The sequence below is a fragment of the Collinsella sp. OM07-12 genome (genome assembly GCF_003438275.1).
Taxonomy (GTDB): Bacteria; Actinomycetota; Coriobacteriia; order Coriobacteriales; family Coriobacteriaceae; genus Collinsella.
In genome coordinates, this window is the sequence record NZ_QSTQ01000006.1 from 82344 (window position 1) to 97694 (window position 15351).

Here is a 15351-nt window from a genome sequence, read left to right on the forward strand (position 1 = left end):
CCATATCGGCAATTCGCAGTTTAGGTGTAAGGGCATGGCCGCAACGGTCCATGCCCTTTTGTTTCAAGACGTCGCCACCATGCTAAGGAGGCAACTATGACAACTTCGCCTTTGGCAAACCCCACGGCAACAAGGGAGCTGCTGGAGGAGTTTGGCCTTGCGACCAAGCATCGCCTGGGCCAGAACTTCCTGATCGACAACCATGTGATTGAGCGCATTTGCGAACTTTCCGAGCTTGCGGGCGATGAGCGCGTGCTCGAGGTTGGCCCGGGTGTTGGCACGCTCACGCTTGCGTTGCTGCAGGAAGCGGCGTGCGTTACGTCCATTGAGGCCGATCCTGAGCTCGAACCGGTGCTCGATGCCCATGCCGCCGACTATGCCAACTTCCGCTTTATTATGGGCGATGCGCTCAAGGTGGACCCGGAGCAGATTGAGCAGGCTGCTGGCGGCGAGCCCACGGTATTTGTCGCGAACTTGCCCTATAACGTGGCGGCGACGATCATTTTGCAATTTTTCCAGACGATGCCGACGCTCAAGCGTGCCGTCGTCATGGTGCAAAAGGAGGTTGCCGATCGCATTGCCGCGACGCCGGGCAATAAGACCTATGGCGGCTATACGGCAAAGCTCGGCCTGTATACGCAGGTGACGGGTCGCTTTGAGGTGCCGCCGCGCTGCTTTATGCCGGCGCCGCATGTGGACTCAGCCGTCGTGCGCATCGACTGCGTTGACGGCGTGGTGCCCGAGGGGCTCGATCGCGAGTTTGTGGCCCGCGTGATCGACGCCGCATTTGCTCAGCGTCGCAAGACTATCCGCAATTCCATGAGCGCCAACGGCTTTGCCAAGGATGTGCTCGATGCCGCCTTTGAGACTTGCGGTATCGCGCCGACCACGCGAGCCGAGACACTCGATGTTGCCGACTTTGTCCGTCTGGCCCAGGAGCTCATCCATGACGCCTAATGCCGAACGTGTGACGTTTACCAAGAAAAAGAAAACGGTCGCCTGTCCGGAGCCCTTGGCGCCGCTCGCTGATACTCATGCGCACCTGCTTTCGTTTTGGGGCAAGGAAGTGCCCGAGACGCTCGTGCGCGCTAAAGCCGCGGGCGTCGACCTGTTGGTGACGATCTTCGACCCCATTGCCGATAAGCGCAGTGTGGCGGACTATAGCGACTGGCTAACGCGTGAGATTCTGCCAATGCAGAATATTCCGCAGATTAAATATCTTGCCGGCGTGCATCCGTATGGCGCGCCGGACTATACCGACGACGTTCACGCACAGGTCGTTGCCGCACTCGATGACCCCTTATGCGCCGGTATTGGCGAAATCGGCCTGGACTACCACATGGACTATGACGACGATATCGCGCCGGCGCCCCATAACGTGCAGATTGACTGTATGGCGCGCCAGCTCGAGCTTGCCGTGTGCCGTAACGTGCCGGTGGAGCTGCATCTGCGTCACGAGGACACGGACCCGGAGCGTACCTCGCACGTGGACGCCTACAACGTGCTTCGTGAGGTGGGCGTGCCCCAGGCCGGTTGTGTGCTGCACTGCTTTGGCGAGGACCGCGCCACGATGGAGCGCTTTGTGGAGCTGGGCTGCTATATCGCCTATGGTGGTGCGGCCACCTTTAAGCGCAACGACGACGTGCGCGAGGCATTTGCGGCGACCCCGCTCGTTCGCATTTTGTTCGAGACGGATTGCCCGTATATGGCGCCGGAGCCCATTCGAGGTCTGGAATGCGAGCCGGCAATGATCTCCATTACGGCAAACGCGCTGGTTAACGACTGTGTCGATCGCACTGGTGAGGACGCCGAAACAATCGCGCAAGCCGCTTGGGAAAATGCTTGCAAACTTTTTCAAAAATAGTTCTTGCGTTCACGGTGGCGCTCCGTTATTCTAATTCCTGCACGCGGGCGTGGCGGAATTGGCAGACGCGTACGGTTCAGGTCCGTATGGGGGCAACCCCATGAAGGTTCAAGTCCTTTCGCCCGCACCATTGATTGAGAAAGCTCCCAGCAATGGGAGCTTTTTTGTTATGTGCTCATCGCGGGGGCTTGAACCTGCGAAGGAGCGAGCGTAAAGAAAACGCGGAGCGTTTTTAGCGAGCTGGCGAGTACGCCGGCAGGCAGGCGAAGCCGGTGCGGATCCGCGAAGCGGATACGCGGACGTCCTTTCGCCCGCACCATTGATTGAGAAAGCTCCCAGCAATGGGAGCTTTTTTGTTACGGGCCGTTTTTGGCAGATTTGACCTATCGATTTCGCGCGGTAGATGCCCCTGCGGTCAAAAAGTGGCAAATATGAGTACTGGCACGAAAATAGAGACATTTCACGAAGCCATTTTTGCTCATTTTACGCAACAGATGTACGCTAATTTGACTCAATCATGAGACGAAATGAAGTAATTTCGATAGACTTCGGGTTCAAAGAGGCGATTTTGACCCAAATACGCTGTTACTAAACTGGTAACAGTACTCATATTTGGTCTTTTTTGACCACGGGTCCTCTTGTTGGTGTCACACAGCTGCTTCGTGCGGGTATCCTAGTCCCAACGTGTGCCTATCAGAGGAGAGACCATGCTGTTTTCCGGTATCATCGCCGCCCTTACCAGCCTTTTGATTCCCATCATCATCCTGTTGCTGCTGCTGCCCAGCGCCTGCTATGTCGTTGAACAGCAGCATGCTGTGATCATCGAACGCTTAGGCAAGTTCAACCGCATCGTCAACGCGGGCTTCCACATGAAGGTGCCCGTAGTCGACCGTAAAGCTGCCACGGTGAGCCTGCGCACGATGAAAAACGGTTTTGGTATCGACGTTAAGACTCAGGACAATGTGACTATCGGCCTCGAGGTCTCGGCTCAATATCACGTGAGCTATGACATGGGTGCTGGCCCGGCGGATTCGGGCATCTACAAGAGCTACTATATGCTGCAGGAGCCCGTCGACCAGATGCGTGACTTCATCACCGACGCCCTGCGCTCTTCGATTCCCGTCTACACACTCGATGAGGTCTTTGCCAAGAAGGATGACATCGCCAAGGATGTTAACGCTACCGTTTCCGAGCAGATGGCTGCCTACGGCTTCACCCTCGTGTCGACGCTCATTACCAAGATCGCACTGCCGACTGAGGTCGAGAACTCTATGAACGACATCAACGCCGCCCAGCGCAAGCGCGCTGCGGCACAGGAGCTCGCCGAGGCCGACCGCATCAAGCGCGTCACCGAGGCGACCGCCGAAGCCGAGGCCATGGAAAAGGCGGGCGAGGGCATCGCCAACCAGCGCAAGGCGATCGCTCTGGGCATTAAGGACTCGCTCGAGATTATCCAGGAGACAGGTGTTGGCAACGATGAGGCCAACCAACTGTTCATGTTTACGCAGTGGTCCGAGATGATGACGGAGTTTGCTCGCACGGGTAAAACCTCGACGGTCGTGCTGCCGAGCGACTTCTCGCAGTCGGCCTCTATGTTCGAGCAGATGCTGACCGCCGGCAAAGTTCAAAACGGTTCGAAGGAGTAGGCACGCGTGAAATACACCGTCGTTTGTGTTGGCAAGCTCAAAGAGCGCTTTTGGAAGGACGCGTGTGCCGAGTACACCAAGCGCCTGGGCGCCTATGCCAAGGTGGATATCCGCGAGGTGGCCGATATCGACCCTGCCAAGGCGGGCGGCGTGGATGCCGCGCGTGACAAGGAGGGGGCGGCGATTCTTGCTGCCTTGCCGTCTCGAGCGCATGTGATCCTGCTGGCTATCGAGGGCAAGGAGCGTTCGAGTGAGGAGCTCTCGGCGAGGCTCGACGATCTTATGCTGCGAGGCAGTAGCGACATTGCCTTTGTAATCGGCGGTTCGGACGGCGTGAGCGATGACGTGCGCGCACGAGCCGACGAGATGCTCAGCTTTGGACGTATTACCTTGCCGCATAACCTGGCGCGTGTAGTGCTGCTAGAGCAGATTTACCGTGCCTGCAAGATCAGCCGTGGCGAGCCGTATCACAAATAGGTCGGCAATACGAAACAGTGACGTGGGACAATACCTTTCGTTTTGAGGAATGTGTCTGAGAGGACTATGTGATATGAAGATCGGATTTGTCGGTTTTGGCAATATGGCGAGCGCCATGGCCGATGGCTGGATTGCCGCCGGTGTGACTGCGAGCGACATGTGCGCCTGCGCGGGCCGCTACGACGCCTTGGTTGAGCGCTGCGAGGCGCGTGGGATGGTCGCCTGCCATGATGCGGCGGAGGTTGTCGCCGCATCTGATATCGTGGTTGCTGCGGTCAAGCCGTACATGATCGAGAAGGTCTTCGCTCCGCTCAAGGACATTCTTGCCGACAAGGTTGTCCTTTCGGTCGCCTGGACTTGGGACAGCGCCAAGTGGGAACAGGTCCTGCCGGGTGTCGCGCACATCTCGACGGTGCCCAACACGCCGGTTTCAGTGGGCGAGGGCGTTATCGCCTGCGAGAAGTCCTCTACGCTCAACGACGAGCAACGTGCTGTTGTGCTCGACCTGCTCGGTAAGCTTGGCGCCGTCGTCGAGCTCGACACGAGCCTGCTGTTTGTGGGCGGTACCGTGGGCGGTTGCGCACCGGCATTTGTCGCCATGGCGATTGAGGCCTTGGGCGATGCGGCCGTCAAGCACGGTATCCCGCGCGCCGATGCCTACCGCATCGTGAGCCAGATGGTGCTGGGTACGGCAAAACTGCAGCTTGTAGGCGGCCAGCATCCTGCGGCGATGAAGGATGCCGTATGCTCGCCCGGCGGCGCCACCATCAAGGGCGTCGTCGCGCTCGAGGACGCCGGCATGCGCAGCGCCCTGGTCAAGGCCATCGACGCCACCCTCCAGTAAACCTGCCATTTAGGGACAGGTTTATTTTGGCAGGTTTTTCCTGCGGTTTTGTCCTTTTAGCGAAAAGCGCCCCGCAACTGGCTCAATTCCAGTTGCGGGGCGCTTGCGTTTGCCCAGATAAAACCGACCATAATAAACCTGTCCCTTTTTGGTCGGTTAGTCCCAGAAGCCGTCTTCTTCGTCCTCGGATTTGGGGCCGCGGTCGACATACATCTTATGGGTGCGCTTCTCCATTACAAAGGCAAGAATCGCAAACAGCAGGATGCCGCCGGCGAAAAGGATGGCAAAACCGGTGCGGGTGCCAAACAAAAAGGAAAAAACTGCGTCCATTGGGTGCCTTCTTGCGTAGTTGAGTTGGGTCGTAAACGCTCATAAGTATATACTTGCCCATACATGTACAAGGTTGCAACCTAAATGGAATGTATATCGCCGGAGGATCTAATGCTTGATATCAAGTTTGTTCGCGAGAACCCCGATGCCATCGATGTCGCCATGGCTAACCGCCAGACATCTTGGGATCGCGAGAAGTTCTTTGAGCTCGACGACGAGCGCCGTGCCGTCATCACCGAGGTCGAGGAGCTCCAGGCTACGCGCAACGCCGAGTCCAAGAAGATCGGCGCCCTGATGAAGGAGGGCAAGAAGGACGAGGCAGAGGCCGCCAAGGAGGCCGTGCGCGCCGTCAACGAGAAGATTGACGGTCTGGCCGAGCGCCGAGGCGCTCTCGAGCAAGAGCAGTACGACTTCATGGCTCACCTGCCCAATATTCCTTGCGAGGCCACGCCGTACGGCAAGGATGAGGACGAGAACATCGAGCGCCGTCGTTGGGGCACCCCGCGTGAGTTCGACTTCGACTTTAAGCCGCACTGGGATCTGGGCACCGATCTGGACATCCTCGACTTCGAGCGCGGCAACAAGCTCTCCGGCAGCCGTTTTACCGTTCTCGGTGGCGCCGGCGCCCGTCTTGAGCGCGCCCTCATCAACTTCTTCTTGGACACGCACACGAGTCGTGGCTTCAAGGAGTGGTGGCCGCCCATCGTCGTCAAGCGTCAGACCATGTTCGGTACGGGGCAGCTGCCCAAGTTCGAGGACGACGCTTATCACGTCTCGGGCGACAACTTCCTGATCCCTACCGCCGAGGTTGTGCTCACCAACCTGCACGCCGGCGAGGTTCTCGACGCCGACACCCTGCCGCGCCGCTACACCGCCTTCACCCCCTGCTTCCGCGAGGAGGCCGGTTCCGCCGGTCGCGACACCCGCGGCATCATCCGTCAGCACGAGTTCGACAAGGTCGAGATGGTCAAGTTCGCTAAGCCGGAGGAGTCCGACGAGGAGCTCGAGAGCATGACCGCCGAGGCCGAGTACCTGCTGCAGCAGCTGGGCCTTCCGTATCGCGTGATTAGCCTGTGCACCGGCGACTTGGGCTTCTCTGCCCGTCAGACCTACGACGTCGAGGTCTGGCTGCCGAGCTACAACGCCTACAAGGAGATCAGCTCCTGCTCCAACTGCGGTGACTTCCAGGCTCGCCGCGCCAACATCAAGTATCGTGACCCCGAGAACTTCAAGGGTTCGCGCTACCTGCACACTCTCAACGGTTCCGGCCTGCCGGCCGGCCGCACCATGGCCGCCATTCTGGAGAACTACCAGAACGCCGACGGCACCATTACGATCCCCGAGGTTCTGCGTCCTTACATGGGCGGTCTCGAGAAGATCGAGCCGGTCGCGTAACTTGGCTGCATAGGGGATATGCAAGGGCGCTCCTTCGGGGGCGCCCTATTTCGTGCGCAGGTCCATACCATGCCGTGCGGACAGCTCAATAGAAAACACACGAACAACTGTTCTGTATACAGCCATCTACCTGCTATGCTTTTGCTAAATAAGAGCGAGAGAAAGGGGACGCGATGGAGCTGTTTGATGATCGGGTGGTTTTGTTTGAGAGCGACGAGGGCGGGGAGTACCTGCTTGTAACGTGTGAGCCGTCTGGCATGGGTGGCCTGGTGGTTCGACAGATGAGCGAGGGTCCGTTGACCCAATGGTGCTTTGAGGAGTCGCCGCATGTGGTCGAGACCTTTGTGACGCACGAGGGACTTGTGGGCCTGGAGCATTTCTATGGGGTCCGGACATCTAACCAGGTTGCGCGCATGCTGAGCATCTCGTTTGCCGATTATGATTGTGCCCAGCGGGTGAGATCGCTCCTGAGGGAACTTGATGCTAAGTTTGACGTGATCGAAAAGCCAATCGATCGTACGGGGAACGGTGGTATATGCGGAGCGGCGTGACAAAACTGCGTTCCACAAAAAAGTTTGAGATTGTGCTTGACTCCAATAAGCTAAAGTGGTTTTATATGTCTTGCGCTGCGGCGTTACCTCAGCTGGATAGAGGGTCTGACTACGAATCAGAACGTCATAGGTTCGAATCCTATACGCCGCACCATTTGAGATTAAAGCTCCCGGCAACGGGGGCTTTTCTTTTAGGCGGACGCCGCATGGATTCGAACCTCGGTCGAGGCGCGAGCGTGAAGCGGACGCGGAGCGTCCGTAGCGAGCGGGCGAGTCCGCCGGCAGGCGGGCGAAGCCGGTGCGGATCCGCGCAGCGGATGCGCGGAATCCTATACGCCGCACCAATTGAAATTGAAAGCCTCCGGTGACGGGGGCTTTTCTTTTAGGCGGACGCCGCATGGATTCGAACCTCGGTCGAGGCGCGAGCGTCTTAATCATCACTTCGTAAAATTTTTCCAAATTGTCGCTTGACCCATCGAGGGGTCACGTGCATAATAATCCGTGCGTTGCGGCGTTACCTCAGCTGGATAGAGGGTCTGACTACGAATCAGAACGTCATAGGTTCGAATCCTATACGCCGCACCATTTGAGATTAAAGCTCCCGGCAACGGGGGCTTTTCTTTTAGGCGGACGCCGCATGGATTCGAACCTCGGTCGAGGCGCGAGCGTGAAGCGGACGCGGAGCGTCCGTAGCGAGCGGGCGAGTCCGCCGGCAGGCGGGCGAAGCCGGTGCGGATCCGCGCAGCGGATGCGCGGAATCCTATACGCCGCACCAATTGAAATTGAAAGCCTCCGGTGACGGGGGCTTTTCTTTTAGGCGGACGCCGCATGGATTCGAACCTCGGTCGAGGCGCGAGCGTCTTAATCATCACTTCGTAAAATTTTTCCAAATTGTCGCTTGACCCATCGAGGGGTCACGTGCATAATAATCCGTGCGTTGCGGCGTTACCTCAGCTGGATAGAGGGTCTGACTACGAATCAGAACGTCATAGGTTCGAATCCTATACGCCGCACCAATTGACTTTAAAGCTCCCGGCAACGGGGGCTTTTCCTTTACGGGGGCATTGCGGAGATTCGAACCTCGGTCGAGGCGCGAGCGTTAAGAAAACGCGGAGCGTTTTTAGCGAGCGGGCGAGTCCGCCGGCAGGCGGGCGAAGCCGGTGCGGATCCGCGCAGCGGATGCGCGGAATCCTATACGCCGCACCAATTGGCTTTAAAGCTCCCGGCAACGGGAGCTTTTCTTATATCGCGATGCGTCGAAGATCGCATCAAGGGGTCAAAATGAGTAAAAATCAAATTCAATAACTTTTTTTGAAAAACGCTTGACGATTATTCAGTCCATGTGCATAATAATCAACAAGTCGCGGCGTTACCTCAGCTGGATAGAGGGTCTGACTACGAATCAGAACGTCATAGGTTCGAATCCTATACGCCGCACCATTTGAGATTAAAGCTCCCGGCAACGGGGGCTTTTCTTTTACGTAAACACCGCATGGATTCGAACCTCGGTCGAGGCTCGGGCGTAAAGAAAACGCGGAGCGTTTTTAGCCCGCGGGCGAGCACGCCGGCGGGCGGGCGAAGCCGGTGCGGATCCGCGCAGCGGATGCGCGGAATCCTATACGCCGCACCATTTGAGATTAAAGCTCCCGGCAACGGGGGCTTTTCTTTTGCGCCAGCTTGAGTGCTTTCGTCCAAAGGGACGATTTCCTGTCGACTCGTGTAAGATTCCGAGTAGATGTCGCGACTTATTCGCGACCACTCCTTCTCAAGCGACCGATCAGGGTGATATTTCGTGGCAGAGCGTCCGACATACAAGCTCAGGTTTCTCGATCCCAAGAAGCGCTTTCCGGCGATGCCCGAGCAGCCTGCGGGACGCTCATATGGCGTGGTCTGGAAACTCTTTGGCGAGGATCAACATGAATCTTGTTATGTCGTCGAATTCGTTGGCAAAAGTCATGTGTCGCTTTTGGGCTACGTAAGCGTTTCGGGTGAGGTGTACAAGGTGGACCGCCCCGTTAGCGAGGCTCCGCTGCCCAACGATCCCGACATGGAACTGGTCCTTGACGAGTCCGATTCCAGTATTGGCGAGATTATGGTGAGGGCGGCCAACGGCGCCATGCGCGCGTGCGCGCGAACTGCCGGATCTCCCGAAGGCCCCATGCGCGAGCAGTCCGACCGCGAGACGTGGAATTCGACCCGCGCTCTTCCTTACGGCGAGTTCATGGCCTCGATGTTCTTGCGCTACGTGATATTTGCCAACTCCGAAAGCGCTATTGCGAACACGGCGGGCGTCGACGGTCTCGATGATGACATGCAAAACGTTGTCGACAAGATCAAGCTCGTAAAGTTACCCGAGCCGGTCGAGGTGTTTTTGGGCTTTAACACGGCACCGCTCCCCGATGCTATCGAGACGCTGCTTTACCGCGTTGACCATGCCGAGAATCCGAGCGGTATCGAGCGTTATGCCGCCGCCCTTATGAGCGAGGTCGACCTGCCCCGTCTACGCACCATTGCCGCCAAGTCCGAAATGAGCCTAGCGCGCATCGACCGGTCAAAGCTGTTCTATCTCAATTTTGATCGCAGCTTGCTGGACCAGGACGAGATTGACATGTTGCTTGCCGTCGAGTGCCGTCTCAACCGCCTCTCCGGCATCCTTGAGCGCATCGGGGCCGGATTGGTCCCCGCGGCATCCTCGCCGAGCCTTGAGGGCTGCGCGCTCTTTGATGCGTGGCATATCGCCAAGACGACCAACGATGTTCCCCGACTGCTCGATACGGCCTCAAGCGATAACCCGTGGGGCAAACCGGGTACGGTGGCTTGCCAGCCGGGCGGTGAGTGGGACGTTCGCACCCGCTTTGCACGTATCGTAGAAGCGCTCAACGTGGTCACACGGCTCGACTATACCTATCGGGCAAACGTTGCCGAGGGGATTATGCTCGTTCGGTTTGGGCGCTCTGTCGTGGATACCATGCCGCAACGTGAATACGACGCTCAAGATGACGCCTGGCGCGAGCTGGAAGAGGACACGCGTGCGATCTGGGCTGCGGAGCACGATGCGCGCGTGGCGCTCACGCTTGCGGCGGCGTGTTTTGCCGCGGGCACCTGCATCACGCGCTGCTATGTGCAGATTGCTGCTCCCGACAGTGAGCAGGGCGAGCGCGTTGTCGCAACGTATTTCTTTGGGCGCGCGGCCTATCTGGCCGATTGCGTGCCTGTCGCCAAGGATCTTGAGAGCATGGACATGGACGATATGCCGTGCAAGCGTGTGCTTGAGGCCTATGAGTCAACTGCTCCGGAGACGATTGAACCTGCGGAGGTTCATGCTCGTCCGCGTGATGACCATCGCACGCTGCCGCCGGCGCTGCGCGATCTGCTGCTTGCCGATAAGGCTGACGAGTTGGAGGTCATGGAAGAGGACGATGACCCATACGTGGCCCGTGTTGTTGAATTGCGCGAGCAGGCAAAAGTCGACCGTACAGGTGCTTTTGAAGGTTTTTCCCGTCTTGTCGAGGAGTTGGAGGCTAAGTGCGCCGTCGCCGAGCTTTTGGCGACGGGTCCGGTTCAAACGCAGTTTTGTGATAACCAGCTGGTGCGCATGGTGCTACCGGTGTTGGAAGAAGACCGCTCTGTGCGAATCCTTCGTGCGCCCGATGCGCTGTACTTTGCCCAGCACGAGATCTGCAGCTTTTACGCCGAGCAAGAGGACTTTGAACGAGCACTGCCCGAGGTGCGCCATCTTTACGATCTGGCGCGCTCGTCCATGCAGTCTCACTTCGCGCTCATCAACGTGTTGGCACGTCTGGAGCGCTTTGACGAGATTATCGAGGTAGCGCGCCATGGCCTGCGCATTGCAAGCGACCGTACTTCAATCGGTTACCTGTTTTATCGCCTGGCGTTTGCCTATTGGAACTGCGACCAGCTCGAGCTCGCGTTGGCGTGCTACCGCCTGGTGCCGCGCGGCGAGGAGTCGGGCAGCAGCGCGCTGGAAGAAATGCAGGGCCTTATGAACGAGATGGGCGTCAGCGAGCCTCCGACGTTCGAGGAAGCGGTCGAGACCATCCGCAAGGCTGGACTCGAGCTGCCGCCAGTGTCCGCCGTGACGAATCAGCTTGCAGATGCCGCTGTGCAACTGGTCGACAACGGTTTCTTTTTCCTGGCACGCGGTTGTATCTTCCAAATGTGGCGCACCATGGGCAACGACGAGCTCGGCTCCCTCAACCGCTCGCTGGGGTAGGCGAAGCTTTCAAGGAGGAAAGGCTGCTAGGCAATTAGAAAATTTCCTCTTGCCCAACTTCGGCTGTTTGGTTACTATAGAACGGCTGTTACGGAGAGCTGACCGAGAGGCCGAAGGTGCTCGCCTGCTAAGCGAGTATGCCCCAAAAGGGCATCTGGGGTTCGAATCCCCAGCTCTCCGCCAGTAAGACTTTAAAGAAGGGTTCCGAAAGGGACCCTTTTTTAGTTGAACCACGTTAGCTGGGGATTCGAACCCGAGAGGGCACGGGCGTTAAGCAAACGCGAAAGCGTTTGTAGCCCGTGGGCGAAAAGCCGCCAGGCTTTGAAGCCGGAGGGCATGCGTAGCATGCCCGGACATCCCCAGCTCTCCGCCAGTATGAATTGAAAGAAGGGTCCCATTTGGGGCCCTTTTTTATTATCAAGAATGGCGGCTGGGGATTCGAACCCTCAAAAAAGGAGGCATCCTTTCGGACGCCTCCTTTTAATGAGCTTATTATTATTGCGTCCTACACCTCGGGCGCCTTGGCGACGGTCTCGCTTTCTGCCGTGAGTGGGCGGTTGTCGATGCGACGGCCCAGGCGGTCGAGCTTCACGAGTAGCCACTCAATGGGATTCGGCCCCGAGCCTTCCTCGTCGGCAACCAAATCCATGACGGCGATCTTGGTACCGTCCTGCTTGAGCGTAATGCTGCCCACCTTGTCGCCCACATGCACCGTGCCCGAAAGATCGTCGTAGCTAACCTTTTCGGTCACCTCGCCGGCAAGGGAAAACACGGTCGCTTGCGCCGTAGGATCGGCGAGTGTGGCGTCGATCGTCTTATCAGTCCAGTCGGTTTGACCAATGCGCGCCATAAGCGGGTTGCCGTTGGCGGTCTTTTCCTGCGTGTTGGCGATCGCGACCGTCACCTTGTGACCGTAGTACCAATTGGCAAGGGTTGCGGTATCGGTAAAGCGCTGGTCGGTGGTGGTGGAGTTCAAAACGACGGTGTAGATCTCGTCGCCATCGCGGTTGTAGGCACCCGTAAAGCAATAGCCTGCATCGTCGGTAGTGCCGGTCTTGCCACCGATGTTGCCATCTTGGCCCAGCAAATAGTTATGCGTGTCCATGGAATGCGAATGGTCGGTGCCGTCGGCGCCCGTGACCTCGATCCAGGAATCCTCGCTCGCTACGACCTCGCGGATCGTGTCGTTTTTCATGGCCTCCTGCATCATCAGCGCTACGTCGTGTGCGGTTGAGTGCATATCGCCAGCCCACTCATCAAAGTCCAGACCATGCGGGTTTTCAAAAAGCGTACCGGTGCAGCCGAGCTTCTTAGCGCGCTCGTTCATGGCCTTCACAAATGTGGCCTCGGCGTCTTTGGTCTTAGGGTCGATCTTCTTGCCCACATATTCGGCGAGCACGATGGCGGCGTCGTTGCCCGAGGGAATCATCAGGCCGCGCAGCGCCTGCTCCACGGTAAGCTCGTCGCCTTCGAGCAAGCCGGCGGTCGAATTACCCACGGTGGCTGCGGCGTTGCTCACCGTGACCTTCTCGTCCATCTCGCAATTCTCGACGGTTAGGATTGCGGTCATGACCTTGGTGATCGAGGCGATTTTGACCTGTTCATCGGCGCCGCGCCCATAGTAGACGGTGCCGTCTTTGCCCATGACGAGGGCATTGGCCGCATCGATATCGGGCAGGTTTTCGGCCGTGATGACGCGCGCATCGGCGGTTTTGCCGCAGACATTGTCGGTCGTGAGCACTTGGGCGCCGGCGACGGTGGGCACGCCAGCGGTAAGGGCGATAGCGCAGACAAAGCCGGCGGCAAGCTGGGCTGAGCGCTTTGCAAAAGAGGTGAGGGACTTCACAGATTTCGCTTTCGACGGGATGGTCTCTTCAGAGTTCAAAGTATATCGTTTGCTGGCGCGGGCAATCGGCGCGCGTGCGTGCGTGGCCCACATCCGCGCCCGAACGGGCACAAGGGTGCTTAAGGCCGACTTAATCACCCACGCTTGTTGTGTGTGACGGGCGCCCCCTCGGGCATAATGGAGCGCGAGAGGAGCACGCATGAACGAGCGCATTTTGGTAGTTGATGACGAGAAGGCCATCGCCGACCTAGTTGGCATCTACCTTACAAAAGAAGGCTTTGATGTCCAGATTGCCTACAGCGGGGCCGGTGCGGCCAAGGCGATTCTGGAGCAGGAGTTTGATTTGGCGCTGCTGGATGTCATGCTGCCCGATATCGATGGCTTTGAGCTGTTGCGTACGATTCGTTCCAGCCATACCTATCCCGTGATTATGCTGACGGCGCGCGATGCCCAGCAAGACAAGATCGAGGGGCTCTCGCTTGGCGCAGACGATTATGTGGTCAAGCCGTTCCGTCCGCTGGAGCTCATTGCACGCGTTCATGCTCAGCTTCGTCGTTATACCAGCTACGGCAGCCGCGCACAGGTGGCCGAGTCGCCGATCATCCAGCTCGACGGCCTCGAGATCAACCGCGACGCCCGCTCTGTGACGGTGGACGGTGCGTCGGTGCGCCTTACGCCCATCGAGTATTCCATCTTGCTGTATCTGGTCGAGCATCGTGGTAGCGTGGTGCCCGTGGAGGACCTGTTCCGCGCGGTGTGGAACGAGGACTTTATGCCCGGCTCCAACAATACGGTTATGGTGCACATTCGCCATCTGCGCGAAAAGATTGGCGACGATGCCCAGAAGCCGCGCTTTATAAAAAACGTCTGGGGCGTCGGCTACATAATCGAATAACGCCTTTGATGGTGGGGGAGTAGATATGACAAAAGACGATAGGCGGGCATTCGAGGTGCCCGATCGACTCTTTGAATACGTAAGGGCGGTCGTTGACAACCGTGCGTTAGCGACGGTGCTGCTCTTTTTGCTGAGTCTGCTGCTCATCGGCATTGACAATATCGTTGGCATCCTGGCAGTTCTACTCATTGGCATTTTGCTGATTGATCGATTCGAAATCGTTCGCCGCTGTGTGGTGATCGGCGGCGCCGCGTGGACAATTACGTTGGCGATCGGGTCCATGGCGCTTGGCGGTATTGGCGAGCCCGTATTCTTTGACGCCGGCTTTGTGTTCAACATGCTTGGATTTGTGCTGGCGCTTGCCGTGTGCGTCCTGTTCTTCTGCGGACGCGCCCTGTACTACCAGGGTTACGAGCAGGGCGAGCTGCACGCAGACCGCGTGATTGCCGCCCGCATTCAGGACCGTCTGATCGATAACCCCGACACATGGGACAACATTGACGGCGACTTCCTCGAGGTCGAGGGTGCGCTCAACCGGGCGCGCGATTGTGAGCGTAGGGTTCAACAAGCCCTGCGTGACGAATCCCACCGCAAAGACGACCTGGTGACGTACCTGGCGCACGACCTGCGCACGCCGCTCGCCAGCGTGGTGGGTTACCTTTCGCTCTTGCAGGAGGCCCCCGATTTGCCGCTTGAGCAGCGCGCACGTTTTACGGGCGTGGCAATCGACAAGGCCCACCGGCTCGATGCGCTCATCGAGGAGTTCTTCGACATCACGCGCTTTGATTTCCACGATATCGTGCTCACCCGCAGCTACGTCGATTTGGGGCTCTTACTGGCGCAGGTGGCCGACGAGTTCTATCCCATTCTCAGCGAACAGCATAAAGAAGCCCAGGTTGATATCTGCGAGGATCTGACGGTGCTCGTGGACGGCGACAAGATGGCTCGCGTATTCAACAACATCATGAAAAACGCTGTTGCCTATAGCTATGAAGGCTCGATGATCACGATTGAGGCCAGACGTTTGGGTAACGGCGGCGTGCGCGTACGATTTATAAACCAGGGCGATCCGATCCCTGAGCCAAAGCTCAAGGTGATCTTTGAGAAGTTCTATCGCCTGGATGCGGCGCGTGCGACCAATCGCGGCGGCGCTGGGCTGGGTCTCGCCATCGCCAAGGAGATTGTATGCGCGCATGGCGGTACCATCGCGTGCGAATCGACGCCCGAGCATACCGTTTTTACCATCGAGCTGCCCGCCGCGTAGCGTAG

At 58.2% G+C, this 15351-nt stretch carries 12 protein-coding genes and 6 tRNA genes; 16 read left to right on the plus strand and 2 right to left on the minus strand.

Annotated elements, in window-relative coordinates; all coding sequences use genetic code 11:
* The first annotated feature begins 96 nt into the window (after positions 1–96).
* From rsmA to proC, 6 genes are all read left to right on the plus strand, one after another.
* Entirely contained in the window at positions 97–957 is an 861-nt protein-coding gene (rsmA, locus tag DXB98_RS03420; protein ID WP_117743154.1) for a 16S rRNA (adenine(1518)-N(6)/adenine(1519)-N(6))-dimethyltransferase RsmA, read from the plus strand.
* Positions 947–1864, plus strand: a complete 918-nt coding sequence (locus DXB98_RS03425) for a TatD family hydrolase (RefSeq protein ID WP_117743155.1) — start codon at positions 947–949, stop codon at positions 1862–1864. The genes rsmA and DXB98_RS03425 overlap by 11 nt, the downstream gene beginning before the upstream one ends.
* A gap of 43 nt (positions 1865–1907) precedes the next feature.
* Positions 1908–1994: transfer RNA gene (locus DXB98_RS03430), tRNA-Leu, on the plus strand.
* 577 nt (positions 1995–2571) lie between these two features.
* Positions 2572–3510 (plus strand): SPFH domain-containing protein, encoded by a 939-nt coding sequence (locus DXB98_RS03435; protein WP_117743156.1) that lies wholly within the window; start codon positions 2572–2574, stop codon positions 3508–3510.
* 6 nt (positions 3511–3516) lie between these two features.
* Positions 3517–3987, plus strand: a complete 471-nt coding sequence (gene rlmH / locus DXB98_RS03440; protein WP_022094530.1) for a 23S rRNA (pseudouridine(1915)-N(3))-methyltransferase RlmH — start codon at positions 3517–3519, stop codon at positions 3985–3987.
* A gap of 73 nt (positions 3988–4060) precedes the next feature.
* Positions 4061–4831 carry a pyrroline-5-carboxylate reductase gene (proC, locus tag DXB98_RS03445; protein WP_117634270.1) on the plus strand — a complete coding sequence of 257 codons (771 nt, stop codon included), beginning with the start codon at positions 4061–4063 and terminating at the stop codon, positions 4829–4831.
* Between the two features lie 156 nt (positions 4832–4987).
* On the opposite strand, the gene DXB98_RS10265 is transcribed toward proC, so the two are convergent.
* Positions 4988–5161, minus strand: coding sequence for a DUF6724 family protein (locus DXB98_RS10265; protein WP_171025133.1), 174 nt, complete (start codon positions 5159–5161; stop codon positions 4988–4990).
* Positions 5162–5272: 111 nt separating this feature from the next.
* On the opposite strand from DXB98_RS10265, the gene serS reads away from it, so the two are divergent.
* From serS to DXB98_RS03485, 8 genes are all read left to right on the plus strand, one after another.
* Positions 5273–6556, plus strand: a complete 1284-nt coding sequence (serS, locus tag DXB98_RS03450) for a serine--tRNA ligase (RefSeq protein WP_117734698.1) — start codon at positions 5273–5275, stop codon at positions 6554–6556.
* A 173-nt stretch (positions 6557–6729) separates the two neighbouring features.
* Positions 6730–7107, plus strand: a complete 378-nt coding sequence (locus tag DXB98_RS03455; RefSeq protein WP_117743157.1) for a hypothetical protein — start codon at positions 6730–6732, stop codon at positions 7105–7107.
* A gap of 77 nt (positions 7108–7184) precedes the next feature.
* Positions 7185–7261 (plus strand) — tRNA-Arg (locus tag DXB98_RS03460).
* 354 nt (positions 7262–7615) lie between these two features.
* Positions 7616–7692: transfer RNA gene (locus tag DXB98_RS03465), tRNA-Arg, on the plus strand.
* A gap of 354 nt (positions 7693–8046) precedes the next feature.
* Positions 8047–8123, plus strand: a tRNA-Arg gene (locus tag DXB98_RS03470).
* A 347-nt stretch (positions 8124–8470) separates the two neighbouring features.
* Positions 8471–8547 (plus strand) — tRNA-Arg (locus DXB98_RS03475).
* A gap of 352 nt (positions 8548–8899) precedes the next feature.
* On the plus strand, positions 8900–11341 hold the full coding sequence (locus tag DXB98_RS03480; protein ID WP_117743158.1) for a lipopolysaccharide assembly protein LapB: 2442 nt from the start codon (positions 8900–8902) through the stop codon (positions 11339–11341).
* 92 nt (positions 11342–11433) lie between these two features.
* Positions 11434–11524: transfer RNA gene (locus DXB98_RS03485), tRNA-Ser, on the plus strand.
* A 322-nt stretch (positions 11525–11846) separates the two neighbouring features.
* Here the strand turns inward: DXB98_RS03485 and DXB98_RS03490 are convergent.
* Positions 11847–13187, minus strand: a complete 1341-nt coding sequence (locus DXB98_RS03490) for a D-alanyl-D-alanine carboxypeptidase family protein (RefSeq protein ID WP_158553135.1) — start codon at positions 13185–13187, stop codon at positions 11847–11849.
* A gap of 199 nt (positions 13188–13386) precedes the next feature.
* Here DXB98_RS03490 and DXB98_RS03495 point away from each other — a divergent pair, with 199 nt between their 5' ends.
* Together DXB98_RS03495 and DXB98_RS03500 are read left to right on the plus strand one after the other, a co-directional pair.
* Entirely contained in the window at positions 13387–14082 is a 696-nt protein-coding gene (locus tag DXB98_RS03495) for a response regulator transcription factor (RefSeq protein WP_117743173.1), read from the plus strand.
* Between the two features lie 25 nt (positions 14083–14107).
* Positions 14108–15346: a sensor histidine kinase KdpD gene (locus DXB98_RS03500; protein WP_117743160.1), complete on the plus strand. Its 1239-nt coding sequence runs from the start codon at positions 14108–14110 to the stop codon at positions 15344–15346.
* Positions 15347–15351: the final 5 nt, after the last annotated feature.